Source organism: Erythrobacter sp. S259, assembly GCF_057364965.1.
In genome coordinates this window covers 3,197,972-3,222,292 of sequence record NZ_CP200286.1, presented here as the reverse complement: position 1 = coordinate 3,222,292, position 24,321 = coordinate 3,197,972, and the positions used below count along the sequence as shown (strand labels likewise).

Genomic DNA, 24,321 nt, shown 5'->3' with positions numbered 1-24,321 from the left:
CCTGCTACCTATGGAATGATCGAACGGGACTGCATCCCGCGTGACCAGTCGAGCGCAGCGGCCATCGACGGCGACATCGACGCGGCAAGCTTGTTCTCGATCATCGCTGTCTTCTCGATGATCTGCATGATCGCGGAGACCCGCGCTTGGCCGGTTGTCTGTCGCTGTGAGAGGCTTGAACGTACTTCGGCGACCTGAGCGCGCCAGATGGCGAGCTTGGCTTCATCGGCCGCGATGAAGCTTGCCATCGACCGGCCAGCCTCGGCCGTTATCCTTTCGAGTATGGCATAGAGAAGATCGATGCTGGCTATCTCTGCAAGCGTGTCGCGATCATCAGTGGGCATGCCGCGTCCGTAAGCGGCCTGAACTGTCAGGATCTTGTAGAGCGGGACCGAGGCTACCTGCAGGAGCTCCTTCTCTTCGTTCCCAATCGCGGTATCGCTGCGGATCGCCTCGACCATGCTACCAATGAGCCGCGCCACACGAGGCCGGATGGCTTTCGCGCTCGTCAGGCTCATCTGCTGGAAGGTCGGATCGAGGCACTGGTCGGGCTCATCGCATCGGAACACCCGCACTGACTGACCCTGTGTCCCGTCAAGCAGCGCGGTTACCAGGGTTGATGAGGCATCGCCTGCGAACGGCACAAACTTGCCCGACTCGTCATCGCTTGGTGGAACATAGATCACCGTGCCGATGAGCGTCATCGCATATTCGGCGAGGTCACGGTCGAAGGTCCCGCCGGGGTTAAAGAAGGCGCTCTTTTTGAGGACGTGCCAGGTGTAGTTGCGCGCGACGCCGGGATTGACGTCAGCATAGTCAGTGCCGGCGCTGTCGTTCGTTGAAGCGCGTTGGCCCCTTGTGCCGCAGCCATGCTTGGCCGCGGCGTAATCCGTGAAGATACCTTCCGAATTACCGATCGCCTCGCAGATCGCCTTGTCGGCCAAATCGCCCTTGGGCCAGATGCCGCCGACCAGCCCCTGCGCCATCTCGCAGGAGTTGATCGAGAGATTGTTCATCAGCTGCGCTTTCTGGCTGAACTCCTGCATAATTTTGTTGCACTCGGGGCAGACGGTATCGATTGCCAGGCTGAAGGCGAAACCGACCGCATTGTTTGCGACCGCCTTCATGAGCGCGACCATCTCGCTTGCATTGATAAAGGAAAAGGAGCCGGCAAAGATGTCGATCCCGCCGCAGCCTGCCCGTGCTCTCGGGAGTTGGAGATTGGCGATGTTGGTCGTCTTTTGGGGGAAGCGCGTCCAGACATTGCCAAGGCTGTAATAGCCTGCGGACTGGCCTTCAAAAGCGGTCGGGCCGGTGACATTCGCCGCCGCCCCCATGTCGTCCATGAATCGGTCCATGCTGTCGCCAACATTGGCTGAGGCTGGGGCTGCGAGCGGTGATGCGGCCATGCTGGCTGCGCTTAGGGTGAGCGCCGCATTGCGAATGCTAGTAATCATGTCCGGCTTCCTTTGCGGTGAGGAGGTAGATGCGGTCCTGGAGTTCGTCGGCCGAGAGCACGCCATAACCAATCGGGATCGGGCGCTTCGCGACGCTGTCCCACAGCACCAGAGCCGGCGTGATCCCGGGCTCGAGACCCATGCGCGGACGCTGGCCGCTTTCGACCTTGTAGTCAGGGAAGTGCCGCGAGGGTCCGCCGTCGGTTGAGATCGCCCGCACCGTTATGCGCCAGCGATCCGCGACCGATCTGACGATTGGGCTCATGACCTCGCAAGCGCCGCAGGTCTTTGCAAAGAAATAGAACAGGCCGTAGCGCTCGGAGAGCCGCGCCATCACCGCGTCGCGGTCGGCAGCGCGCGCATCCTGCCATTGCTTCTTGGCAAGCGCGCCGACCGGGCGCTCAAGCGTGTAGTCGAGTTCGGGATCCTGCCAGATGGCGCGCTGCCAGACATCGGAGAACAGCGACGCCCGGTCGAGTTGCGCCCGCTGAAAACGGATGTAGGCGGTGACGTTCTCCGGTGTCGGATAGAGGATCGCGCGGGCTTTCAACTCGCGCAATTCTTCGGTGATCGCGTCGAGCTGCTGTGTTGCCGGCACTTCCTTCGCGGGCTGCTCCTTTTCGGGTTCGGCTGCCGGGACCGGCTTGACGCAATAGAACCAGTAACCGAGCCGGCGCTGCTCGCAGTAGAGGCTGTCAGCGGTCGTGGCCGCCCCTGCTGTCTGGGTTTGCTGCGCGGCTACCGGCCAAGAAGACAGAGCAGCGAGCCACACGGTCAGGACGGCTATCAATTGGCGGCGCGTCATTGGCCACTCCTTGCGTAATAGTCTTCGATCTTTTGTTGGATGAGGACGCTGGTCTCGAGCTCGTCGGGAAGCCGCGCCGCCTCGGTAAACTCAGCATAGACTTCGCTGAAATCCATTTGGCTGAGATCCAGCTGCGCGAACTCGTCGAGGGTGAAGCCCTCGCATTGCTCTTCCTTGGGTTTGTCCCAGGGCTTGGGCAGCTGGCGGCGGCCCTGCTCTTGGAGGATGCGCGAGAGCTTGCTCTCAAAGCAGCAATAGGCCTTTCTCTTGGTCAGGCAGACGCCGAGGAATTTCTTCGAGCAATAGGTCCCGACATAGGCGCACAGGCCTTGAGCATCGCGTTCGTGGAGCAAAACTTCTTGGCGGTCGCAGCCAAGCGCGACCAGCAAGCTGATGCCGGGGATCAGTGGAAAGCCTTTGCCCTTGCAACAGTTGAGAACGCCAAAGACCTTGGACGAGCAGGTGTTTCGGGTTCCCCGGAACAGCGTCAGAGTATCCGGTTTGAATTGGCCGCGCGCTTCATCCATCGCATGGAGCGCGGTGACCGCATCCTTGAATTCGTCATTTGCGTTGCGCTCGATTGTCTCGCAGGACCCGTCGATGCAATAGACATCGCCGTCACAGACAAATTGCTGCGAGTTTTCTGTCGCTGGAACCGGGCATTCATAGATGCGCTCCCAGGTTTCACATGGCGTCTCGTCGGTGATGCAATCTTCGCGAACAAAGCGGCATGTACCCAGCTGCTCAATGTCCGAGCAATCGCTTGCCGCTTCGCGTGATGTGCAGCTGTATTGGCGTTCCCATTGCCAGCAGCTTTGTGTGACTGCCACCCCGTCGATGATACGGGTTTGGGGATCGTGATCACTGCAGATTTCGGCCTCGAGCGTGCAATCGCCGTCTTCAGCGAGCGGCAAGCATTGAGTTTCATCGCGAGCGGTCTCGACCGTGTTTTGAGTAGTGATCGCATAGGTGGAATAGCGCGGGTCTGGAGCATCACAGGCAATTTCAGCGATCGGATCACCGGGCTCGGTGCAAAAGCGGCGAGATCCGACATCACGCCATTGCAGGCAGGGTCCCGGCCGATAGCCTGTGATCCGGCACTGTCCTTGGTCGAAGTCGCTACAGAGCGGCACGTTCGGAGCAAAGCCCGTCTCATTGCAGAGATAATGCCATTGCTGGCGCTGGGTTACGCTGGCGACGAGCGGGACAGAGCATTGCCCCTGGGATTGCTCGATCCGTGTGCCTGTGTTGCAGGTCGCGGTGTAAGTGCCAGCTGACCCGGAACCAGGTGGCAGCGGCACGCATTCGCCCTGGCTGCCCGAAATCGACATACCACTGGTGTAATCGAGAGGTGCTTCATTGATTGCCAAACTGCGGGCGATAACCGCCTCAATGTCGTCGCTTTCAAAGCGCGCGCGATTGGCGAGACTGTCGCGCACCAGGCGATGGCCTTGATGATTGGGCGATGCGGCCCCGGCTGCAGCCTCAATCTGGTCAGGATTCTCGGCAAGCCGTTCGAGGTCTCGCACCGCTTGTCGGTCGTAATTGGGAAGACCGTCCGCGTCTGGCTGGGCCCGCGCGGCTTGCTGCGCATCATCGCGCAGGCTCTCGCCGAAGGTTTTGCCATCGGCTCTCGCGTCCTGCTGCTGTGCTGCTGTTGGCAAGGCCAGCAGGCAGGCGAGCAATGCCGCTGCGGTTGCGAATGCGTGGCGTCTCATCGCTGATCTCCTTGCAGGCGGTTCTGATGAAGGCGGGCAAGCTCTGCGCCCGGGCCACGGCCGGAAGCGAAAGTCTCGAGTACCTCTGCCACGCTGATATTGCCCGCGATCCGGTCGTGCGGCGGCACGTTGCTGGTGCAGTCGAACCCGTCGCACGGCGCAAAATCGGTGCTCAGCATGACGAAGCTCGGCGCGGCCTCGATCTGGAAGGCCCGAAACAGTCTCGGATCGATGCCGAGCGACCCGGCCTCGTTGCTATCGCTCCAGATCGCAGCCAAACGCTTCTTGAAGGCTTCGCTGTTCCCTTTCGGAAATCCGCGCAGGACGGTGATGCCGCCGGCCCGCGTCATGTCATGGACAAGCGCCTTCAACGCCGCCGGCGGCATTGACAGGCTGGCAAAGGCAATGAAGCGCGGAGCTGAGCCAAGCACTGCCTTCTCGGCTGCGGCCTGATTTGCGATCATCGCGTCCAGGTCGAGTACGGCGTCCGTCTCGGTGACACCTATACTGTCGGCATAGGATGCGCGGTTGGTCTGCGCCTGAACTTGTACGGCCTGCGCATCCTCGGTCAGGGCTTCGGCACGTTCGCGCACATTGGTTGCGAGCGCTTGCGCTTCTTCGGTATGCTGCGCTGCACGCTCGCGGATCCTGTCGAGGTCGATGCCGTCGGGAACGCTCTGGGCCAACGCCAGGCCGCCCAGCGAAAGTGTGAGGCCAACGGGCAAAATGATGAGATGCTTGTTCATAGTGCGCAGCAATTCCTTTTGCGCCAGACGAGGTATCCCATGTCTTCGCCGATGGCGGGGATCATCTGTCCGGGTTCCTGAAGGGTGGTGGAGGTGCCGATTGGCGGGCAGGCATAGCGCCCGCTTGTCGCCGGATTGGGATTGGTCGCTTGGAAGCGGTATTGCTGCTTCCTCATCACCGGCATCAGGTATTTGCCGCACAGGCCTTTGGAGCCCATCGTTCCCCAGGATACGAGTTCGCGGTGGAGCTTGTAAGCAAAGCGCGAAAGCACGAGCCGCGACGCCTGGACATGTCCGATCGAGGCCGAAACATTGCCGTTCATGGGATACATCGATCCCTGGCAGCCCGCGCACCAGAACATCTCGTCGATCGGCAGTTTGGCGGTCGAGGCGGCGCAATCCGCAGCGCAGGCCGCAAGCGCCAACGGATTGGCGAAGAGCACCGCCTCGGGATTGATGATCGCGGTGAGTTCGCTGTCCTGCCACAGCGGATCGATCTCGGAGATATAGAGAATATCGATCGAGCCCGGCTCAAGGCACAGGAAATCGGCGACGATCTCCATCCAGTAGATCAGCGGGTAGGCATACCAATGGACGTGCCAGCTTGAGTAATATTGGCTTGCCCCACCAATCGCGGACGGACCCGAGATCGAACGGAAGCCGATATCAAAGCCGGGATCGAGTTTGGTGCCGCCGAGATTCACGAAACACCACGGCTTCATGCTGACATCGGCAAGCCGGACCGGCTCCCAGAACCCCATCGCGATACCGGGCCGAAGCCCGCACAGGCACACGGGCAGGTCGGGGTTGTCGGGATCGGGACGATTGCTGGGCCAGATATCGAGCCCGCCAATCGAGATCGGGAACAGGCACGACCAGCAGATGTCGGTGATCGGATTGACGAACTGCCCGGTGCACTTGCCGGGGCCCGCATCGGCCGATGCCGGCGAGGCGAAGGTAAGCGAAAGCGTCGCTGCGACTAGGATCAGGAAAGCGCGGATGCGGCTCATGGCTTGGCCTTCCGGGACGGGAGCGCGATCTCGCTCACTTCGAGGAGTCGTCCGTCCTGCCGCACGCGCGCTGGCACAGATCGGATGCCGAACTTTGCTGTCAGCTTGCCGCCCTGATCGAAATAAAATCTTCGCTGGCGAGCCTTCATCAGCTCTAGCGGAGCGCCTTTTACAAGGATGAGCTTGGCATTGGCATCCTGCTTCAGCGCCCAGGCAAGCTGATCGGGATCGTCGCCGTCGAGAAACAGAAGGGGGCTGCGCAGCTGCACGCTGTCGAGCGGATTGACCCGCGTTCCTGCGGCATGGATCAGTTCGCCTTTCGCGCCGGTGATATCGGCAGCGAGCGTGATCGTCGGATCGAAACTCCAGCGCCGGGCTTCGCTGGCCCGGACAAGTCCGGTGACCGGATCAGGCCGGTTTACTCGCGCAATTGTGCGACGTTTCAGTTCGTTGTTGAGCCGTGCGGTCTCTCCCGATTGTTCCATCTGGGTGAGGCGCGAATGGATCTGTTCAAGCAGATCGCGCTCGATCACGGGAAAAACCGTGCCGCGCTGGCCATAGTCGCGGGCCAGTGCCTGCGCTGGGCACAGCATAACTGCGAGCAGGATCGAGGGGGCCAGGAGCTTTCTCACAGGATTGCCCTCCCGCTGCCGATGATCTGGCCGCGGCAGACAAGACCGATCTCGGCGTAGCGGCTGTCCAGCCCGCGCGGATGGTTAGTCCCGGTGTAGAAGCAGTCTTCGGGAATTGGACCTTCGGGGCCTTTGTGAAGGGCGATGCTCAGGCGGGTTTTGTCGAGGCGAGTGGCAACCTTTTGGCCGTTGACGAATACCACTTTGCCGTGATGGCTGACGACATCGCCCGGCACGCCCAGGACCCGCTTGCCGAAGAGCTGCGCGCCTCCTCCGAAGTGCGCTTCGACGAGCTCGCTTGGCGGTGGCTCGAAAAAGATCAGGCTGCCGCGCTCGATTGGTGCATGCTTATCGAGCCAGAAGGCCCAGTTGGGCAGGCTCGGGCTCGCATTGATCAGAAAGGCGTGATCTTTGCTGAAAGCATCAACAGCGCTCCATCCGAGGGGAAGCAGGACCAGCGCGGTCAGCACGAGCGGACGTTTGAGTGTCTGGAAGATCCGTTTGGTGAGGCTTGTCATTGCTCGCCTCCTTCTCCGAGCTGGCGGGCAATCCGCATGCGGAGTTCATCGGTGGCGTCAGGCACGCCGCCGGCGAGCACCGCTTCGCCGACCAGAACCACGCGGCCATCATTGCCCATCTCTTTCACCGCGCGTTCGGAGGCTTTCAGGAAGGCGAGAACACGCGCCTGGCTGGCTTCGGGATCCTGTGCCCCGCGCGCCTCGGCATCGACGAAAGCGGCAATGGTCTCGGCGAGCCGGACGGTGACGATTTCCTGGCGTGGCTCGCTCAGCTCGCGGCTGACCCAGTCTGCCCAAAGAAGTGCACCGGCGATCGCTAGCACCGCTACAATCCGCACCAGCAGGGCGCGCTTGAAAGTTGGCGATTGGCTCGCATCAGTCACGGCGTGGCTCCTTCTCAGTGTGGGTCTCGAGGTCGTCGATCAGCCGCTGCAGAAAACGGGGCATGCGAAAGAGCGTCACCGTTCCGGCCGTGACAAGGAAGCCAATCTGCAGGTCCGAGCTGAACAAGCTGCGGCGCAGGGCGTCGGCCTCAAGGTAACGGTCCGAAAGATTGCCCAGCTGCGCGAAAAGCGCGTGCAAGTCCCAGCCTGCGACAAACAGGAACAGAGCGAGCGGCAGGCCAAGCGCGATGCAAAGCGACGTTGCCGCAAAGCGCGTCGTTTCGATCAGAACGAAGCATGTCCCCTGCATGATGGGCAGGAGCGCTCTGGCATTTGGCGGTTCGACCCGGTCGGTCAGATGAGAGACCATCATTGCCCACCTCCTGCGACCATGCGGATCGCATCGGAGAGAGAGTGCCCGCGCCGCTCGTAATCCTGGATCGCGGCATAGGTGTCCGGATCGGAGGAATAGATCGTCGCCGAAAAGGGATCGAGCACGAGGCGACCGACCGCTTCGGTCTCAGGCCCTTTAATGAAAATCTCGCTGTATTCGGTACCCGATCGCTTCAATGAGCGGATCAGGGTCTCGGTGCGATCGTCCATGTCGAGCCGCGCATTCGCCCTGAAATCCGCAATCGTCTCGGCCTTCTGCTGGAGCACCAGCATCCAGTCGCTGTTCTCGAGCGCGGCGCGCGCGCCATCGGACTTGTAATAGTCGTTGAGAGACTGCGTGGCGGTGGCGAGCGCGCCGCCATATTTGCGCGCCGTCCGGGCATAGCTTTCAACGAACTCGCCCATCGAGCCGCCTTTAAGCATTGCCCAGGCCTCGTCGATCAGCAGCAGCTTCTTGGTGGCACGCGATGAGCGCGTCATCGCCTGTCCGGTCATGAACATGATCGCCGAGAGAACCACGCTTCTGAGTTCCTCGCGGCTTGCAAGGTCGCTCATCTCGAAGACGGTGAAATCATCGTCGAGCGCGAAGCTCGCCTTGCCTGAGAAAAACCCGCCATAGCTGCCGCCGCGGCAGAAGGGCGCGATCGCGGTGGCAAGATCGCGGCCCGCTTCACTCTCCGAGCCCTGCAGCGCGTGCGCGACATCGTCGACCGATGCGCCGCTGCCCAGCGCGTCCCATGTCGCGGTGACGGCCTGGTCGATCAGGCCGCGCTCGGTATCGCTCGGCGCAGAGCTAGGGCGCGCCATCTGGCCGATCATGGCCTTGATCATCGCGAAACAGTCGAGCCGGTAATCCTCGTCTTCATGCGCGCGTGCATCATCGACCATGGAGAAGGGATTGAGCGAAAAGCCCGAGGCGAGCGTGAACTCGACGAAGCGCCCGCCCCGGAGCTTGACTGAATGCTCGAAACTGCGCCCGTCATCGATCACGACGACTTTCGCGCCTGCACCGCGCAAAGCCGCGCAAAGCTCCTGCAAGAGCACGGACTTGCCCGAACCCGACTTGCCGCAGATCGCGATATTGTGGTTGCCCGCATCGTTCTCGAAGGGCGACCACCAGAAGGGCTGGCCGCGCCGGCCGACGAGCAGCAAATGCGGGATGGCACCACCCAGATACTCGCCCTGCATGGGCGCGATATGCGCCGCCGTGGTCGAGAGCATGGTCTTGAGGCGTTTGAGGCGCGCCATATCTTGGGCAAGCCCGTCGGCAAGGCTTAGTGGAAAGGCTGCGACAAGGCCTTGAAGCTGGAGGAAGCGCTCATCGGCAAGGTCCCATCCGGCTGCCTTGTAGATGGCCTTGATGACCCGCTCATGCGCATCGCCTTCACCAAGCGGCGAGATGCTGGTGAGCCCGTAGAAGAGTTTGACGAGCTTCTTGCCCGCCTGGAGCTCGGCCTGAACATGGCGCCATTCGGCCGACTGCTCGGCAAGCTTGGGCAGGAAGCTCGCGCTCTTGGTCTGGCTGAGGCTGGTTGTTCGCATGAACTTGAAACCGGCCCGTGCTGAGGCGGCTTCCTGGTCGGGATAGACGAGGCACAGCATGGTCGCCGTCGGACAGGGAAAGCGCAGCTTGTCGGCGAACATGTCGCCGATAAGCCTGGCGCATTCCCGGGGTGCCCAGCGTTCGGGAGTCGAACGAACGGCATAGTGGCGCACATCGAAATGGTCGGGATAGCATTCGCCCACTTCGGGATGGCCGTGAGCATCGCGCCCGGTCTCGCGGAACCGCTCGGTCCTCAGGATCATGCGATCATCCTCGACCTCGAGTTCGACATCGCGCCGGATCGCTTGGGTATCGAGCGTATCGTGCGGGTTCCATCTATGCGTGTCCGGCTCGTGCGCCGTCGTGGGTGAAGTCAGCTCATCGATCAGCGACAAGAGGCCGTTGGGGCGCAGTTCCCGCGCCTGAAGCCCGAGCGAATGGAGCATGCCCATCAGCCCTTCGCGGCATTCGGAGAGCTCGGCATCGGTGACGCTGCCGGGTACTGGCACGCCGAGCGAAACAACCACCCGGACATTGCGAGCATGGAAAGGCGCATGCGCTGAACCCGAATTCCAGACGAGATCATAGAGGCGATTGGTCCGCGCTCTCGCGATCGCTTCATAGATGCCGCCTTGCTCGTAGCGCGGAGCAAACCAGGGAGCGACGACATTGCCGATCCGCGGAGATGCGAAGTTCAGTAGCTGGAGGCAGGCACCCTGTGGCAGGCCTTCAGAGAAGAACTGCCCCAGGATCTCGCCGGTCTGTTCGTCAGCCCCGATCAGCGGAGTGACTTCGAGGACAAAGCCTTTTGAGCGCGCGTTGCGGTAGAGCTTCGCAGCTTCGTCATAGACCCGGTAAGGGAGCCAGTCGGAAAGCATATCGAGCCCGAATTCCGCCCGTTCTCTTTCAGGTCGCGATGTGTCGGCAAATAGCTTGCGGGATAGCGCATCGCGTGCAGCGGCAAAGGATAGCGTCACTGGCTCTCTCCTTCATCTGCGTCAGGGTGGGGGACCGGCTCGCGGGGAGGGAAAAACGAGCCAGGTCCCCGGGTTCCGGCGCGTTAGCGCCGGGCATCGCCGGAACGGGCTGCAGGGGGATAAACAGCTGTTCCGGCAATTCTTCGTTGTGCTTGTCTTGAGGTGCAGGGTTACCTTCGCGGGTTGCGGCAATGGTCGCGCCCAATGAGCGCAGAATGTCCCTCCGCCCTTGCGGTGCGCGCCAGCCCGTTCCGACACCTTCGGGGAGCGTCAGGTGCACAACCCGCGCTTCATGGTCGCGGCCCGCTTCATCGCGGTAGGCAGCGATGACGACTTGCAGACGCCGCACTGCCTCGCCTGTTCTGGGCACAGGGCGGTGCAATTCTTTGGCGTCGACCAGGTCGATGCCGGTCGCCCCGGCATCGATCGCCGAGGTGGGCGCGCAGGTTCCATCAGGCGCACGGCAGGCGAAACTGCCGTTCACATTGCTTGCAAAGCTGGTGCATGCGCTGGCGAGGACCAGCGGCGCTGCCAGCGCGGCGGCGCGAAGGATCGAAAGCCGGTTCATTGTCCGCTTCCCTTCGCGCCGGCCGCGAAACGGCGGATTGTTGCGGCATCGCGGTAGCCATGGATCACGGCCCCGTCGCGGGCGCGCACGATCACCGGTGTACCGTTAAAGCCGTTGGCGCTGGCAAAGGCCTCGTTGGCATCGAGCGCCTTGGCTTTGCTACAGGCCTTGCGGCTCGCGGGAGCCTGTCCGGCATAGGCCGCATGCAGCGCCTTTACCGGATCCTTTGCGCAGATCACGGCTTCGGAGAGCTTGCGGCTCGCTGCGCCGAAGATCGAAATCGGTCGCTCTTCGACATGGACCTTGGCCTTTGCGAGCTCGCTCGCGAGGCGCTGGCAATAGCCGCATTGAAAGTCCGAGAAGACCACCAGCTTTTCGCCCTTTGGGTTGCCCCAGTGGATCGCGCCAGCTGCTGGAAGGGTGGAAAGATCAACATTGGCGGCCGCCGCTTTTGCTCGCCCTTCACGGCCCGACCGCGCTTCGCCTCCGGCCCGCGGAGCACTGGCGGCAAGCAGGTCTGGATTGAGTTCGAGCAGCCGCGCAGCGGTTACGTCGCGTCGCTCTTCCATGTCGTAGAGGCGGCCCACGAACAGGTAGCGCGCTGTTTCGTCGATATAGAACAGCGTGTCGTTCGAGACGACTTCGCACCAGGGGCCGAGCCTGTCGCAGTCGATCGCATCGATCGGCGTTTTGGGCAGCCGCAGTTTGAGCGCCTGCGCGACATCGCTCGCCAGCGCCGCAGCCGATGCGGGCATGGCGGTGACGGCCGAGACCCCTAGGGTAAGCACGGCGGCCGCACCCGAGCAGGCAAGAGCGAGGTGGGCGGCGCGGGCCTTCAGGCCCGGCCGGTGATCATTGTAATTCATTGGGAGGAGCTCCTGACATGGACGCCGTCAAGAAAGACGATCTCGACCTCGATGCCGGTCGGCATCTCGACGACTGGTTGATATTGTTCCGCGCGTTCGATGAGGTAGCGGGAGACGGTGTCGGCAGCGTCGCCCGCGCCTTGCCCGAACCCGCCAGCAAGAATGTCGGTTGGGGACAGCGCCTCGCGCTGGCCGTCACTGCCAACTTGTCCGGTGAAGATGCCGTTGGCATTGGCGGAAAAGCCGCGGCCGAAGCCGCCCACAATCCCGGCGAGCAGCGCCTGACTGACGAGGCTGCCTTCACGGCTGACCACGCGGCCGCGTACTCCCGACTTGCCGGCAAAGGAGATGAAGCCTTTGACTTCGCTTACCGCAAACCGTCCGCCCGGCTGCGCGCAGGTCATACGCACCAGCTTGACGTAGACCTTCTCGGCCGAGAGATCGCCGCGCGCGGCACCATTCACGAGACAGCCGGTGATGTCCGTGGTGAGCAGCTTGTTGCCGCGCATGACCGAGCGGGCCGGGCCGGTGATCCTGAGGACGACGGGAAGCGGATCGCTCTGGCTCGCAACGCCAGTCGATGCATCGACCCCGACGATGACCGTTGCCGGCGCGTAGCTGTTGGGCGGCAGGTAGTCGCGGCTCGCTTCGAGCAGCAGGGCCGGCGCCATCTCGGTAGCTCGCGGCTTGCCGTCCTTGCCTGCATCACCTGTGAAACTTATCAGGCTGAGCTCGCCACCTGGTGCCGGTGCCCCGGGCTGCGGCGACTGGATTGCCGCAGCGTAGCTGACCCCGGGCCCATAGGCCGGCGGTGGGGGCACGGGTAAAGGTTCTGACGCGGGTTTCGACGGCTGGCTCAGCTGCGAGCGTAACGCGGCGTTCTCGGCCGAGATGGCATCGATCGCCGCCTGGCCGTCGGAGCGCATCTGCGCGTTCTCGCTGCGCAGCGCTTCGAGTTCCTCCTCAACCTGCACGCGCGGCAGCTGGGCTTCTTTTAGATCCTTGATCGCCTTGCCCTGCGCAACGAGCCGGTTGCCGTAGCTCGCGACGAACTCGCGCTGTGACAGGTTGCGATTGACGAGGCTGCCGGTGTCGATCGTCGCGGCGCCATTCGCATCTGAGCCAGCGTCGTCACCGTCATCGCTGAAGATGAACATGCCGCCGCCGATAAGCGCGATGGCCCCAATCCCTGCAAGCAGCAGTTTCTGGCGCTGTGCAATCTGCGAATTGAGATTGCGTCGCCCGCTTTCGCGGGCTTGCGGCGAGCCTGGCACAGGCTTGGCCTTGGGGCTTTCCGACCTTGCTGGTGCGTCTGCCATCACTTGAGCCCTCCCTTGGTGAAGACGAGGAAGGCGCTGGTGGCTTCACCGGGGGCGAGGCTTTCGCGGCCATAAGCAAACGCAAGCGCGCCTGCAGGCGCTTCGCGCTCATCAGCAAGGGCAAGGCTTTCCTTGCCGAGATTTCGAACGAGGAAGCGCTGGCCGGTGAGTTCGTCGCCCTGGTATTCGGCCACCAGCTGAACCTCGATCCCGCCCGTGCGGCGCAGCGCGGAGATTTCGGCGCGCGCGGAAAAGCCGGGCAGAACGGCATCGTTTGCCATCGCTTCGATCAGGCGGATCGCAGCATCTTCGGGGCCGGTTTCGGCCTCCCATTCTGCCGCCTCGCTTTTGGCAAGCGCGGGATTGGTGATGAAGAGCTGGGTCGCCTCCTGACCACCGAGGCGGCAGGCGAATTTATAGACATAGCCTGCTTTGCTGGTCGCAAAGAAGCTGACGCGGGCCGCGGCGAACTGTGGGGGCACGGAGATGTAGATGTCTCCGCGCACCGGCTCATGCGTCACCTGGAAGTCGTTATAGGGAAAGCCGCTCGCGATCTTCGAGACATTGGCAAAGCCGTCATCGATGAGCGCGATCCGGGTGAGTTCACCGCGGGCGAGCTCACAATCGATGGTCGCGTTGTCGGCTGCTTCGACGAACTGGTCGGCATGCGCCGGTACCGGCGCAAGTGCGAAAGCAAGCACGGCAAGACCGCTCAGCTTGAGCCGGGGATCAGGGCGCCGTGCGGCGCCAATCGCGAAACAGGCAAGGCCGGTTCCGGCAAGCGCGGCGGCCAGGGGAGATGGGAGAAGGCTCATTGCCCGGGTTCCTCTTTGTCAGTGGGAAGTTGTTCGAAGCCGGCCAGCGCGAGGCTGAGACCGCGCTGCGACCAACGGAAACGGAAGGAGCGGCGTTGGCTCGCGATCACTTGCGCGCCGACGAAGGTCTTGAGCGTGCCTTCGACCGTGGATGTGAGGCCCCCGGGGTCGACGTGTATTTGAGCGATCACGAAGGCTTGGGAGATGTCCGAGCCGCGCTGCTCCTCGACGATTTGGACGAGCTCGGCCTTCAGGGCGCCGTGCGCGGCGGGATCGGCAAGCTTCAGGATGTTGGCCATCCAGTAGTCGAGGCTCTCAGGTGCCCGGTTAAGGAGCATCAGCGCCGTGTCGCGGGTGACAAGCTCGAGATAGGGCGCGTTGATACCGCCGCTCGAAACGCTGATCCGCTCGGCTGTAATCGGCACGAGAACGACCTGCTCGTCGCTCGCCAGGACAGCGCCGAGACTGCCCAGCGTGGTCAGCCCGAGGACGCCTGCCAAAACGGCGAAGCGGTTGCGCTGCCGGAGGAAGCCCTGCGCCTGTTCGTGCGCGAATTCTGCTTGCATGGTTTGCCTCCCTCAGCCCGCCAGCAGGCGGCAGTGGGAGGGCGGCGTGGCTTTCAGCCCCAGGAAGCTCCCGGGCAGGTACCAGTACGCAGCGTGCACCAGTGCCGAACCGGCACCGCGAGCCTTTGCCTTCCGCAAGGCGAGCCAAGCTCCGGCGGCCAAGCCGATACCGATTAAAATGTGCTGCGCGAGAATGCCCCAAGCGAAGGGAATAAGAATCCCCGCAAACTCGTCGATGGTCCAGAAACCGATTAGCTCCGGATCGTCGAGCCGCCGTGGAACAAGATACCTGTCGGCCATGATGCCGCCCTCCTGTTGTGACCGGGTCCGGGGGTCAGATGACCGCGGTCACGACCGAGGTGACGATCGGCACGCCGGTGCCGACGCCGATACCGACGCCAACCGGCACGGCGATCTGGCCGAGCGAGAAGCGGCCCGAGGCAAGCCCAATCAGGCCAGCGGCGAGGCTTAGCACAGTGATAATCTTGCCGCCCGAGCCTTCGAGGAAGTCGGTGAACTGGTTGAGGGCAGGATCAAAGGTGGTGTCGGCGCCAGCGATGGCAGCGCCGGCGCAGGCCAGAGCCGCGCAGGCAGGAAGGATATAGTCGCGAGCCGGAATGCGGCCTTGCGTGCGGCGCTGGGCCGGAGGGGCAGTCTTGGTGGTCATGGGGGAACCTTTCGAGAAGATGGAACATTAGTCAGCGATGCGTTCGCTGTATGTTCTTTCCTCTCTCCAGAACCGACCTGTAGGAAATCGGGAAATGCGTTTGGACCTGCTTAGCCAAGCAAAAAGCGACATTGAGAAGGCTTGGAGACGGGATCCGAGCAGGCTGAGCCCTTGACCGCGCCAACTCTACCGAGTTCTGCTCGGGACCTGCTGGATTATGCGCGAGACCGACCGAAAGTCGCGCAAATCATTGAAGGAAGCTGATTCGCGACTTCCTTTATGTTCTCTATTTGTTCTTTTCGTTTTCCTACAGGTTTCCTTTCGAGCTAGCCGGTGATTCGATCACCACTAGACATAAGGATTCGTCGATGACTGACATGGCGCTCTTTGCCGAACAACAGGTTCGGGCCGACCTCGCCAAGCTTCTGCTGGCTGCGGTTGAATCCAGCGGTAAGGCGCGTTGCGCCATCGCGTTTGATGCACAGATCCATAAGGATGCCCTGCGCCGTGTCCTTGCGGGCGAACGCTCGGCAAGCCTCGGCGAGGCCTTGCGTATTCTTGCTGCGTGCGATGTAGCGCCGCATGCGCACTTGCTGTTGTTTCTTGTCAGCAGCGGCGATCACGCGATCGATTGGCTGCAGTCTGACCTCGCGCAGTTCTTTGAAGACTTCTCTGGTGAACTGCCTACCGCTCTGGAGCGCGTACTTGGCAATCAAGTGCACGACGTTAAGCCGCGCTGGGCCAAGGGCACCGCTCACCGTGTCGCCCGCCTGCTATCCGATCACATCGATGAGCTTGAACGTAAGGACGCACTGCTTGGCGATGTTTTCGCCGATGCCGAAGGAGGCCAACATGGGCAACGAGATTGACAAGAAAGACGCCGAAACCCGCCGGGTGACGCGGCTTATTCGCTTGCCCGAAGTGCAGCACCGCGTCGGGCTCGGCCGTTCGACGATCTATCGGTGGATGAGCGAAGGCAAGTTTCCGAAGCCGGTGCAGCTTGGTGGACACTCGGTCGCATGGGCGGAGGAGGAGGTCGAGAAATGGGTTCTTGAAAGGCTAGGCTGAGTATGCCGGGCCGGCAGGAGGACATCAGCTATCTTGCATTCTCTGAACAAAAGCCGCCATTCAGCTATCGACCTAAATCCGGTCGTTTGTTTGCTTTTGGAGAGTTCGTTTTCCGCAGCAAATTTTTCGGCTGTTGTCTGGCAAGACTTGCCTGTTAAGTAAAAAGCCCTATTGAAGCACTCAGGGTCGAGCGCAATTCATGACATCATCAGTAGAAAATTCTTTGGCGGCTCCCGCCGATGCGGCGCTGTTGAGCTTTATTTTACTTGCCCAGTTTCTTGGGCAAGCGGCGGACCCTGCGCAAATCCACCATGATCGCGGGCAAGGCGACAGGCCTTACACATTTGATGATCTGGTGCGTATTGCCAAGAAACTGGACCTGATCGCGCGGCGTAAGAGCGCCGCCCTATCGGAGCTTTCAAAACACCCTCTGCCTGCTTTGGTTCGGCTGAACGAAGGCGGCTGCGCGGTGCTTCTCAAGATTGACACTAGCGGCGATGCAGGTGTGCGCCATATGGTTTTGCGGCCCGAGAGCGAGCGCCCGGAGGTATGGTCTGAAGATCAGGTTCTGGAGGAATTTGAGCTAAATGGCAGCAAGGTTGACCTCTTGCTGATGACAAGCCGCGAGAAGATCGCGGGCGAAAAGCGCGCCTTTGATATCAGTTGGTTTATCCCCGCTCTTGTTAAGTATCGCAGAGCCTTGCGCGATGTACTGGTCGGCAGCTTCTTTCTGCAATTGGTGGGTCTCGCCTCGCCCATTTTCTTTCAGCTTGTTATCGACAAGGTGCTCGTGCATCAGTCGATGACAACGTTGGAAGTGCTCGCGATTGGTCTTGCGACCGTTCTGGTGTTTGAGACCATGTTGTCGGCTCTAAGGAATTGGCTCTTCGCCCATACGTCGAACCGGGTGGATGCGGAGCTGTCGGCGTCCCTGTTCAAGCATTTGGTTGCCCTGCCGCTCTCTTATTTCGAGGCGCGGCGCGTGGGCGATAGCGTTGCGCGTGTGCGCGAGTTGGAGAACATTCGCAATTTCCTCACCTCGAACGCGGTGACGGTGGTGATCGACCTGTTCTTCACCATCGTGTTCTTTGTGGTGATGTATTTGTACTCGCCGATGCTGACTCTGATCGTTGCGCTGACGATACCGGTCTACATCGCGATCTCTGTGTTTATCACCCCGCCCCTGCGCGCGCGGCTGGATGAGAAATTCAAGCGCGGCGCGGAGAACCAGGCGTTCCTCGTGGAGACGGTGACCGGCATCGGCACTCTTAAGTCCATGGCAGTTGAACCGCGCATGCGTGACCGGTGGGAGAAACAGTTCGCGGGTTATATCAAGACCGGTTGGGATGTGACGGTCTTATCCAACTGGGGCAGCCATTTGATCCAGTTGGTGAGCAAGCTCACTACGGTTGCGATCCTGTTTTTTGGCGCCCAGGCGGTGATTGCGGGGTCTTTGACGGTGGGCGCACTGGTGGCGTTCAACATGCTTTCGGGCCGTGTGGCGCAGCCCATCCTGAGGCTCTCTCAGCTGTGGCAGGATTTCCAGCAGGTGCGTATCTCGGTGGACCGCCTGGGTGACATCTTGAACGCGCCTGCAGAGCCCGAGCACAACCCCAACCGCGCGAGCCTCCCGCCGATTAAGGGACAGGTGGAGTTCGATAAAGTCCGCTTTCGCTACCGCGCCGATGCGCCAGAGGCCTTACGCGGGGTCAACCTAGAGATTGCGGCAGGTGAAATGCTCGGGATCGTGGGGCCATCGGGTTCTGGCAAATCCACTTTGACGAAATTGGTGCAACGGCTTTACGTGCCGGAACAAGGCCGCGTGCTTGTCGATGGCACTGACCTAGCGCTCGTCGATCCAGCATGGTTGAGGCGTCAGGTGGGCGTGGTCCTGCAGGAGAACATCCTGTTCAACCGCACCGTGCGCGAGAACATCGCGCTAGCTAATCCAACCATCGATATGGAGCGGGTGATTGCAGCGGCTGAATTGGCGGGCGCGCATGAGTTTATCCTGACGCTCGCCCAAGGCTACGACACCATAATCGAAGAGCGCGGGGCCAACCTTTCCGGCGGACAGCGTCAACGCCTTGCTATCGCCCGCGCGCTGATCACTGATCCCAGTATTCTCATCCTCGACGAGGCGACAAGTGCGCTTGATGCGGAGAGTGAAGAGATCATCCAGAACAATTTGGCGCGCATTGCCGAAGGGCGCACCGTGATGATCATCGCGCACCGCCTGTCTGCTGTGCGTCCGTGCGACCGCATCATTACAGTGGAAGCAGGCGAGATCACCGAAATGGGCAGCCACGAAGAACTCCTCAAAGCAGGCGGGCGCTACGCACAACTGCACACTAAGCAAACCGGTATGGCAGGCGTCTGATGGGGGCTTTGTCTGACCGTTTCCCGACAATCGCCAAACATCTCGGCGTTTTTGGCAAGGCATGGCGCGGGCAAAGTGAGGCCGACAAAGCCTTCAAGCCCAAGGAAGAGCACGAGTTCCTCCCCGCAGCCCTCGAAATTATGGAGAAGCCTGCAAGCCCCGGCATGCGCTGGCTGATGCTCATTATTTGCACGCTTTTTGTGCTGGCCTTGATCTGGGCGTTCTTTGGCAAAATCGATGTGGTAGCAACCGCTGCGGGCAAGACGGTGCCCGGTGACAATGTGAAAGTCGTGCAGCCCATCGAAATCGGCTCGGTACGCCAGATCCACGTGAAAAACGGTCAGTTTGTGAAGGCTGGCGAGCTTCTCATCGAGTTAGACCCAACGCTGGCCAATGCAGACGAGGCGCAAAGCACGCAAACGCTGCTCTCAGCGCGGATTATTCAGGCGCGTAATGATGCGCTTCTTGCTCACCTCCAAGGACGGCGCGCGCGCTTTGTTCCGCCCAAGGGCACACCGCCCGATATCGTCCGCACCGAAGAGGCGTTCGTCACTAACGCCACCGCGCAATACGATGCGCAAAGAGACGCGCTCACCCAGCAGCGCGCTGAATCTCAGGCCGAGCTCGCGGCTGCCAATGCTGAGATAGCAAAGCTTGAAGAAGCTTTACCCTTTATCGACCAGCAATTGGGCGCGCGCGCCGAGCTTGCCGAGCGCGGGTATTTCTCGAAGCTCCAACTGCTTGAATATGAGCAACTTCGGGCCGAGCACTTGCGCAATATCGAGGTGCAACAGGCCAATAAACAGCGCGCTGAAGCAGCGATTGGGCGGTTAAATGCTGAGTTGCAGAGCCTGAAGGCTGGCTTTGGGCGCACAGCGGTCACCGACCTTGCTGAGGCAAACGACCGAGCGACCATGGCCAATGAGGAACTGCGCAAAGCCGAACGCATGCGCCGTTTCCAAGAGCTCCGCAGCCCCGTTGATGGCGTGGTCCAGCAACTTGCGGTCAGCACCGTTGGCGGCGTGGTCCAGCCTGCCGAGCCGCTGATGGTGATCGTGCCTTGCCAAGCGTCGCCAAGGAAAAGTGGGAACCGGTTTTCCGGCTCGGGCGACGCGGCACAAAAACACACCTCAGGCGATGCAAGCGATGCGGCCAGCTGCAATGGCGGGATAACGGTTGAGGCCTTCGTCCAGAACAAGGACATCGGCTTTATCAAAGTGGGCCAGCGTGTTGCGGTCAAATTGGAGGCGTTCAACTTCACCGATTATGGCCTCATCGAAGGGACCGTCACCAACATCAGCCGCGATGCCATCGACCAATCGCAGCAACCAGCGGGAAGCGTGCGCGATGAGAACGGTCGGCCGATCCAACCCGGCCTTGTATACGCGGCTAAGATCGAGCTTTCCTGCGAGGCCGATAACCCGGAGCGCCATGCGCTGTGTGACAGCGTCCAACCGGGCATGAGCGTGCAGGCCGAGATTAAAACCGGCCAAAGACGTATCATCCAATACTTGCTCTCACCCATCTCCCAAGCAGTCAACGAAGCGGGACGGGAAAGATAAAGAAATATAAACTGTAAAAACTGAAATGCGCAATTGACAATGATTTGAAAAGGATGTTGGTTGCAAGTTCAAGGGATCAACGAACCTCGCAAGTTTTGGCCATTGATTTGTCAAATGCTGCGTGTCGTTGAAGAAGGGCGCAAATTGAGGGTTGGGGTTTTCCATCGTTCGACTTGATTAACCGCAGGGTGCATGGTGCTCGGCGGGACTGTTCGTGTGATCTCATTGAATGGATTTTTGAGCATTCGGCAAGGTTGTGCGAAGTGACTTTGTCCGAACTCTTCAATGAGGGGTCGAAATGAGTACTAAGGGTAAGTCTGCGGCAAGCGGCAAGGCAAATGGGAAAGCTAACGGCAAAGCTGCAAAGAGCGAAGCGGCTCCCGCAGCTGGGGGCAAAAAAGAGCAGGCTGAAATTTCTCCTGAAATGCGCGAGAAGCTCGCCGAATTGCGCGAGCGTGTTCAAGTCAGCGTCGGGCAAACCGTCCTCGCGATGATGAATTTGCCGCGTTACAAGGGGCAGTCGCTTTCCGATCTCAATCACCTCGTGATCGAGCCGCTGTTGCGCGACCGCTTGGCGATTGCGTCTGCGAAGAAGAAAGAGGGTGATGATGCGGGCGTCGACAATACGACCACCGCGGGCATTGCGATTTGGGCGAGCGTTTCGGACGAGGTGGACGCCAAAATCCGCGAGCAGATCAAGGGCGGCGCCTTCCCAACGCGTCTTGGCGCAGATGATTGGGCAAGCGGCGAGAAAGTCTGGCTCCTCGATCTCATCGCCCCCAACCGCCAGCTGGCAACAGCCGTGCTTGCCAACTTCAAGCAGATCGCTGGCGATAAGCCGATTGCGATCCACCCGATTGTGGCGCGCAGTGTTGATCCGGAAGTGCTGGAGAAGATGAAGATGAAGGCTGAGGGGTAGGCTCGCGTGACCGAGCTGCAATCTCTATTGTTTAAGTTGGCTGGTATTTTGGCATTGTCGGTTCTGTCGGCCTGTGGGCCTACGCCCACTACGCCCGAAGAGCGCGCTGCCGAAGCCATTTCTGCCGCGAGCAGTTCCGATTCCATGTGGTACCGTTATTCGTTTGAGGGCGACTATCAGGGCGAGGCTATCAAGCTTGAGCAGATGGTCTATTGCCCCATTCGTTCATTCTCTGGCGGCAGTCTCGGGCAATCCACTGGCTTTAGCGTTCGTGCTCAGCATCCAATGACGATTGCTCAAGAGATGGGCGACGGGAGCCAGGTTCTCGTGCGCATCCCAGATGTTTGCCAGCGCTATCGGGCGTACAAAGAGGGCGAAGGGTATCAGCAAGGCTGGGAGTCGCCCCAAACGATTGATGCCATGCCATACGTGATCTGGTCTGACGCATATCCTGATGCGTCGCGTATCGAAGCCTATGTTTCGCCAACTTACTACGATCAGCCTGAAGCGCGACTAGCGATAAAGAGCAGCCAAGTGCATCTTTTGCCCTTGGGGTCTCATCCTGATGATTTCGAGGATGTGTTAGGGCAACCTCATGCGACGCCCTACGCTCCAAACCCTTGGGTCGAACCTGAGAATCGCGGAAAGGGTTGGCAGTACAACCGAGGAAATCGGTACTACGGACCGGGCAATCAGTTTGTCGCATTCTTTGAAGTGCCAATAGTCGATCTGAATGCCTATGCGCGTCAATTCATGAGAGATCGTCCCGACTTAGAGCGGGACTTCGTTTATGATGAAGAAGGCGCATTTTCTGATGCCAACATTGCTGCATTTGACGAGAGTTCATCTCGTGTAGCTGGGCCAAGCGCGGACTACGTCTCTCATGAATGCGTCGGCGGGGAGCTCAACGATATCCTCGGGGGACGACCGCTAGTTGCAAGCCTGCAGTATGATCGCCCTGAGCCCGATGGTTTCAAGACCGAGGCTGCAAAAGAGAGCTGGGGAGTTAGCCAGCGTCAGCGAGCCAATTGCCGGGATAGACTGGCGCAATTGCGTTCGTTTGACATCGTCGAAGGCCGATTTGACGCGGCCCAGTCATTGGCAGGTGTGCTGATCTACAATCGATGGGGCCGGGTCTATCACGATTGGCGCTCTGGTGAGAAGCGCCCAGAAGAAGCCAGATATGGCCCAATTAAGCTGCAGGAGATGGGGCTTGTGTCTCGTGATGGTTACAAGATGCGCTTGGATGGTCATGATATTCTTTACCAGCCAGATCACCCGTCGGGCGCGTTTTCATTCAATTCGATATTTAAAAACAAAGAGTCAGGGCAATGGTATTCAGTCCAGACTCGCACCATTACCTTTATGGGTGATGGTGAAGCCAATCACTTTTAGGGTGGGATTGTTGCGATGCAGATAAGTGTCAGCGAATATGTACTGATGGCCACTCAGGCCTATTATTACTATCGAGAGGAAAGTTCGCAGCCTCAAACGTTGGACATGGCAGGGTTCGAAGGTTGGACCCAGGTCGAAGGATTTGACGAAGTTGATCTGGACTCTGGCTTCGCCGCTACTCTTTTTAGAAAAAATGGACAGTATGTTGTCGCGTTTCGTGGCACTGATGACTGGCGGGCCAATGAGGGCGATGCAGAATACAACCCGACCCTCGCCCCGGCACTGCTTGGCGGAGCGGGCGTGGGTGAACAAACTCGAGATACGATCGAATATGTTGAAAGGGTGCTCGCCGAAACGGGTGCAACCACTGAAAATATCTCGTTTACAGGTCATAGCCTTGGTGGGGCGTTATCGGGCATCGCGAGCGCATATTTTGATGCGCCGGCAGTAATTTTTGACCCGGCGCAGTACATTCACGAAATTCGGGACGTCGCGACTGCTATCGCTGGTGACTTTGAGGTAGAAGGATCGGCTGACGATGCCATTCTCTTTGACCGTTATCTGTCCAATGTCGTGCCAGGCAGTGGGGATAGAGGCCTTGATGGCGCGGAATATATCGAGCTCTTCAATGGCAACATAACTGAGCATATGCGGATATTCCGCGTTCAGGGTGAGATACTGGATCTCTTTCAGCCTTTTGAGACCTTTGAAGATTACCAAGTCGCACCTGGGAACTACATCAGGATCGATCTTGGGGATTCGGACAGCCAGGACAGCTATGCGTTCACGACTTGGGATACGATAATACTCAGTTTTCAGACCGATCCAGAAACAGGAGAGGGGCCAGATAATCGAGAGACTCGTCGTCTTCACCATATTTCACCAATGGTTTTGGCGGTTCTGGGCTGGGAGAACCATCCGAGCCTAGATTCAGGCGCAGTTGAGGTTTTTCGGACGCTTCAGCAACAACCCGATCTTCTGACGCGGGTCATCGATGAAGATCTCACTGCTCTCGAATCATTCGAGGGCGATAATGAAGAGCGGCTAGATTATAAACTCGCAAGCCATGGAAACTTCTGGCGCGTGCTAAACCTTCATAAGGAGTTCGGTGAGGATTTTGCTCGGTCTTTCGATAAGACGGACAATAGCGACGAAGGCGTCGAAAGCATTGATGAAGAGGTTGAAGATGGCATTTCGGTCAGCGGCGCGACGGTCGGCAGCACAAGTGGAGGTGGGGCCAATAATGTAAGAGAATCTCTTCTTGAGGCCGATCCAATCCGTCGCGCCGTGATTGATTTGGGGATGATCACCGCACGAAAGATTGCGGCACGATTAAACGGAGACGATCCCCGTAATCTGACGAGCGTTGGCTATGATAAAAGCACGACTCTGACGGACTCCATTTTTGGTACAGACGACCACTCCATCGCCATATCCTTTCAAGCGCTGACTACGCCTGAGGAGAGGCAACACGATCTCACGGAAGATCAGACTGCGCGCCTTGATTTGGCCTTGTCGGTTTTGAGGCTGGGTCTCAACAGCACTTTGAACGGGTTTGCTAATACTGTTGAGATTAACGAGTTATACGATGCAGCCTCTGTCGAGGGCACAGATGCAACCTTGGTGTTCGGCAGTATTGCGGGCGGCGACTCTGACTTTGAGTTGGACAGTGGATTCGGAATATTCATTGGAGGCAATCGACGCGATGAATTCACCGGTGGCGACCTGAAAGACTATCTTTTTGGCGGAGCTGGCGATGATCTTCTGATTGGCGAAGGTGGTGCCGACTTTATTGAAGGCGGTCGAGATGAAGATCGCCTCGAGGGGGCGCTGGAGATGACGAGCTCTATGGAGGGAGAGGCAACGATACGTTTGTAGCCGAGATCGGTGACGGAACGGACGTAATAGACGGCGGTCGCAGCGGACCAAGCTTACCATTTGGCGGCGGCACTGATACCATTGTCTACCGATACTTCTCAGGTGACGCTGAGATCCGGATCGGGGATTCTAACTC

The 24,321-nt window shown here is 60.0% G+C and carries 23 protein-coding genes and 1 pseudogene; 7 read left to right on the top strand and 17 right to left on the bottom strand.

Annotation, left to right across the window (positions count from 1 at the left end; all coding sequences use genetic code 11):
* Positions 1-8: 8 nt before the first annotated feature.
* From AC0V60_RS15260 to AC0V60_RS15180, 17 genes are read right to left on the bottom strand one after another with little or no spacing between them, the layout of a single operon-like run.
* On the bottom strand, positions 9-1,457 hold the full coding sequence (locus AC0V60_RS15260; RefSeq protein WP_486179278.1) for a conjugal transfer protein TraH: 1,449 nt from the start codon (positions 1,455-1,457) through the stop codon (positions 9-11).
* Positions 1,447-2,262, bottom strand: a complete 816-nt coding sequence (locus tag AC0V60_RS15255) for a conjugal transfer protein TraF (protein ID WP_486179277.1) — start codon at positions 2,260-2,262, stop codon at positions 1,447-1,449. The genes AC0V60_RS15260 and AC0V60_RS15255 overlap by 11 nt, the downstream gene beginning before the upstream one ends.
* Complete coding sequence (locus AC0V60_RS15250; RefSeq protein ID WP_486179276.1) at positions 2,259-3,980, bottom strand: conjugal transfer protein TraN; 1,722 nt, start codon at positions 3,978-3,980, stop codon at positions 2,259-2,261. Before AC0V60_RS15250 ends, AC0V60_RS15255 begins: the two co-directional genes overlap by 4 nt.
* Positions 3,977-4,726 (bottom strand): type-F conjugative transfer system pilin assembly protein TrbC, encoded by a 750-nt coding sequence (trbC, locus tag AC0V60_RS15245; protein WP_486179275.1) that lies wholly within the window; start codon positions 4,724-4,726, stop codon positions 3,977-3,979. The genes AC0V60_RS15250 and trbC overlap by 4 nt, the downstream gene beginning before the upstream one ends.
* Entirely contained in the window at positions 4,723-5,736 is a 1,014-nt protein-coding gene (gene traU / locus AC0V60_RS15240) for a conjugal transfer pilus assembly protein TraU (protein ID WP_486179274.1), read from the bottom strand. The genes trbC and traU overlap by 4 nt, the downstream gene beginning before the upstream one ends.
* On the bottom strand, positions 5,733-6,368 hold the full coding sequence (gene traW / locus AC0V60_RS15235) for a type-F conjugative transfer system protein TraW (RefSeq protein WP_486179273.1): 636 nt from the start codon (positions 6,366-6,368) through the stop codon (positions 5,733-5,735). Before traW ends, traU begins: the two co-directional genes overlap by 4 nt.
* Positions 6,365-6,886: a S26 family signal peptidase gene (locus AC0V60_RS15230; protein ID WP_486179272.1), complete on the bottom strand. Its 522-nt coding sequence runs from the start codon at positions 6,884-6,886 to the stop codon at positions 6,365-6,367. The genes traW and AC0V60_RS15230 overlap by 4 nt, the downstream gene beginning before the upstream one ends.
* Positions 6,883-7,269 carry a type-F conjugative transfer system protein TrbI gene (locus AC0V60_RS15225; RefSeq protein ID WP_486179271.1) on the bottom strand — a complete coding sequence of 129 codons (387 nt, stop codon included), beginning with the start codon at positions 7,267-7,269 and terminating at the stop codon, positions 6,883-6,885. Before AC0V60_RS15225 ends, AC0V60_RS15230 begins: the two co-directional genes overlap by 4 nt.
* Positions 7,262-7,642 (bottom strand): hypothetical protein, encoded by a 381-nt coding sequence (locus AC0V60_RS15220; protein ID WP_486179270.1) that lies wholly within the window; start codon positions 7,640-7,642, stop codon positions 7,262-7,264. The genes AC0V60_RS15225 and AC0V60_RS15220 overlap by 8 nt, the downstream gene beginning before the upstream one ends.
* Positions 7,639-10,182 (bottom strand): type IV secretion system protein TraC, encoded by a 2,544-nt coding sequence (traC, locus tag AC0V60_RS15215; protein ID WP_486179269.1) that lies wholly within the window; start codon positions 10,180-10,182, stop codon positions 7,639-7,641. Before traC ends, AC0V60_RS15220 begins: the two co-directional genes overlap by 4 nt.
* Positions 10,112-10,750, bottom strand: coding sequence for a hypothetical protein (locus AC0V60_RS15210; RefSeq protein WP_486179268.1), 639 nt, complete (start codon positions 10,748-10,750; stop codon positions 10,112-10,114). The genes traC and AC0V60_RS15210 overlap by 71 nt, the downstream gene beginning before the upstream one ends.
* Complete coding sequence (locus AC0V60_RS15205; RefSeq protein ID WP_486179267.1) at positions 10,747-11,616, bottom strand: DsbC family protein; 870 nt, start codon at positions 11,614-11,616, stop codon at positions 10,747-10,749. The genes AC0V60_RS15210 and AC0V60_RS15205 overlap by 4 nt, the downstream gene beginning before the upstream one ends.
* Entirely contained in the window at positions 11,613-12,935 is a 1,323-nt protein-coding gene (locus AC0V60_RS15200; protein WP_486179266.1) for a TrbI/VirB10 family protein, read from the bottom strand. The genes AC0V60_RS15205 and AC0V60_RS15200 overlap by 4 nt, the downstream gene beginning before the upstream one ends.
* Positions 12,935-13,750, bottom strand: a complete 816-nt coding sequence (locus tag AC0V60_RS15195) for a type-F conjugative transfer system secretin TraK (protein WP_486179265.1) — start codon at positions 13,748-13,750, stop codon at positions 12,935-12,937. Before AC0V60_RS15195 ends, AC0V60_RS15200 begins: the two co-directional genes overlap by 1 nt.
* Positions 13,747-14,316, bottom strand: a complete 570-nt coding sequence (locus tag AC0V60_RS15190) for a type IV conjugative transfer system protein TraE (protein ID WP_486179264.1) — start codon at positions 14,314-14,316, stop codon at positions 13,747-13,749. The genes AC0V60_RS15195 and AC0V60_RS15190 overlap by 4 nt, the downstream gene beginning before the upstream one ends.
* A 12-nt stretch (positions 14,317-14,328) precedes the next feature.
* A complete protein-coding gene (traL, locus tag AC0V60_RS15185) occupies positions 14,329-14,616 on the bottom strand; it encodes a type IV conjugative transfer system protein TraL (RefSeq protein WP_486179263.1) in 288 nt (95 codons plus the stop codon).
* A 34-nt stretch (positions 14,617-14,650) separates the two neighbouring features.
* The gene (locus tag AC0V60_RS15180; protein ID WP_486179262.1) at positions 14,651-14,983 is read right to left on the bottom strand and encodes a hypothetical protein; all 333 of its coding nucleotides are present in this window, start codon (positions 14,981-14,983) and stop codon (positions 14,651-14,653) included.
* Between the two features lie 368 nt (positions 14,984-15,351).
* On the opposite strand from AC0V60_RS15180, the gene AC0V60_RS15175 reads away from it, so the two are divergent.
* The 7 genes and pseudogenes from AC0V60_RS15175 to AC0V60_RS15145 all read left to right on the top strand — a co-directional run.
* Complete coding sequence (locus AC0V60_RS15175) at positions 15,352-15,852, top strand: hypothetical protein (protein ID WP_486179261.1); 501 nt, start codon at positions 15,352-15,354, stop codon at positions 15,850-15,852.
* A complete protein-coding gene (locus AC0V60_RS15170) occupies positions 15,836-16,051 on the top strand; it encodes a helix-turn-helix transcriptional regulator (RefSeq protein ID WP_486179260.1) in 216 nt (71 codons plus the stop codon). The genes AC0V60_RS15175 and AC0V60_RS15170 overlap by 17 nt, the downstream gene beginning before the upstream one ends.
* A gap of 199 nt (positions 16,052-16,250) precedes the next feature.
* Positions 16,251-18,431 carry a type I secretion system permease/ATPase gene (locus AC0V60_RS15165; protein WP_486179259.1) on the top strand — a complete coding sequence of 727 codons (2,181 nt, stop codon included), beginning with the start codon at positions 16,251-16,253 and terminating at the stop codon, positions 18,429-18,431.
* Positions 18,431-19,993 carry an HlyD family type I secretion periplasmic adaptor subunit gene (locus tag AC0V60_RS15160; RefSeq protein ID WP_486179258.1) on the top strand — a complete coding sequence of 521 codons (1,563 nt, stop codon included), beginning with the start codon at positions 18,431-18,433 and terminating at the stop codon, positions 19,991-19,993. The genes AC0V60_RS15165 and AC0V60_RS15160 overlap by 1 nt, the downstream gene beginning before the upstream one ends.
* A gap of 298 nt (positions 19,994-20,291) precedes the next feature.
* Positions 20,292-20,912 carry a toxin-activating lysine-acyltransferase gene (locus tag AC0V60_RS15155; RefSeq protein WP_486179257.1) on the top strand — a complete coding sequence of 207 codons (621 nt, stop codon included), beginning with the start codon at positions 20,292-20,294 and terminating at the stop codon, positions 20,910-20,912.
* Between the two features lie 6 nt (positions 20,913-20,918).
* Complete coding sequence (locus tag AC0V60_RS15150) at positions 20,919-22,307, top strand: hypothetical protein (protein WP_486179256.1); 1,389 nt, start codon at positions 20,919-20,921, stop codon at positions 22,305-22,307.
* Positions 22,308-22,322: 15 nt separating this feature from the next.
* A pseudogene (locus tag AC0V60_RS15145) lies at positions 22,323-24,116 on the top strand (Tle-like phospholipase domain-containing protein); the annotation flags it as partial.
* Positions 24,117-24,321: the final 205 nt, after the last annotated feature.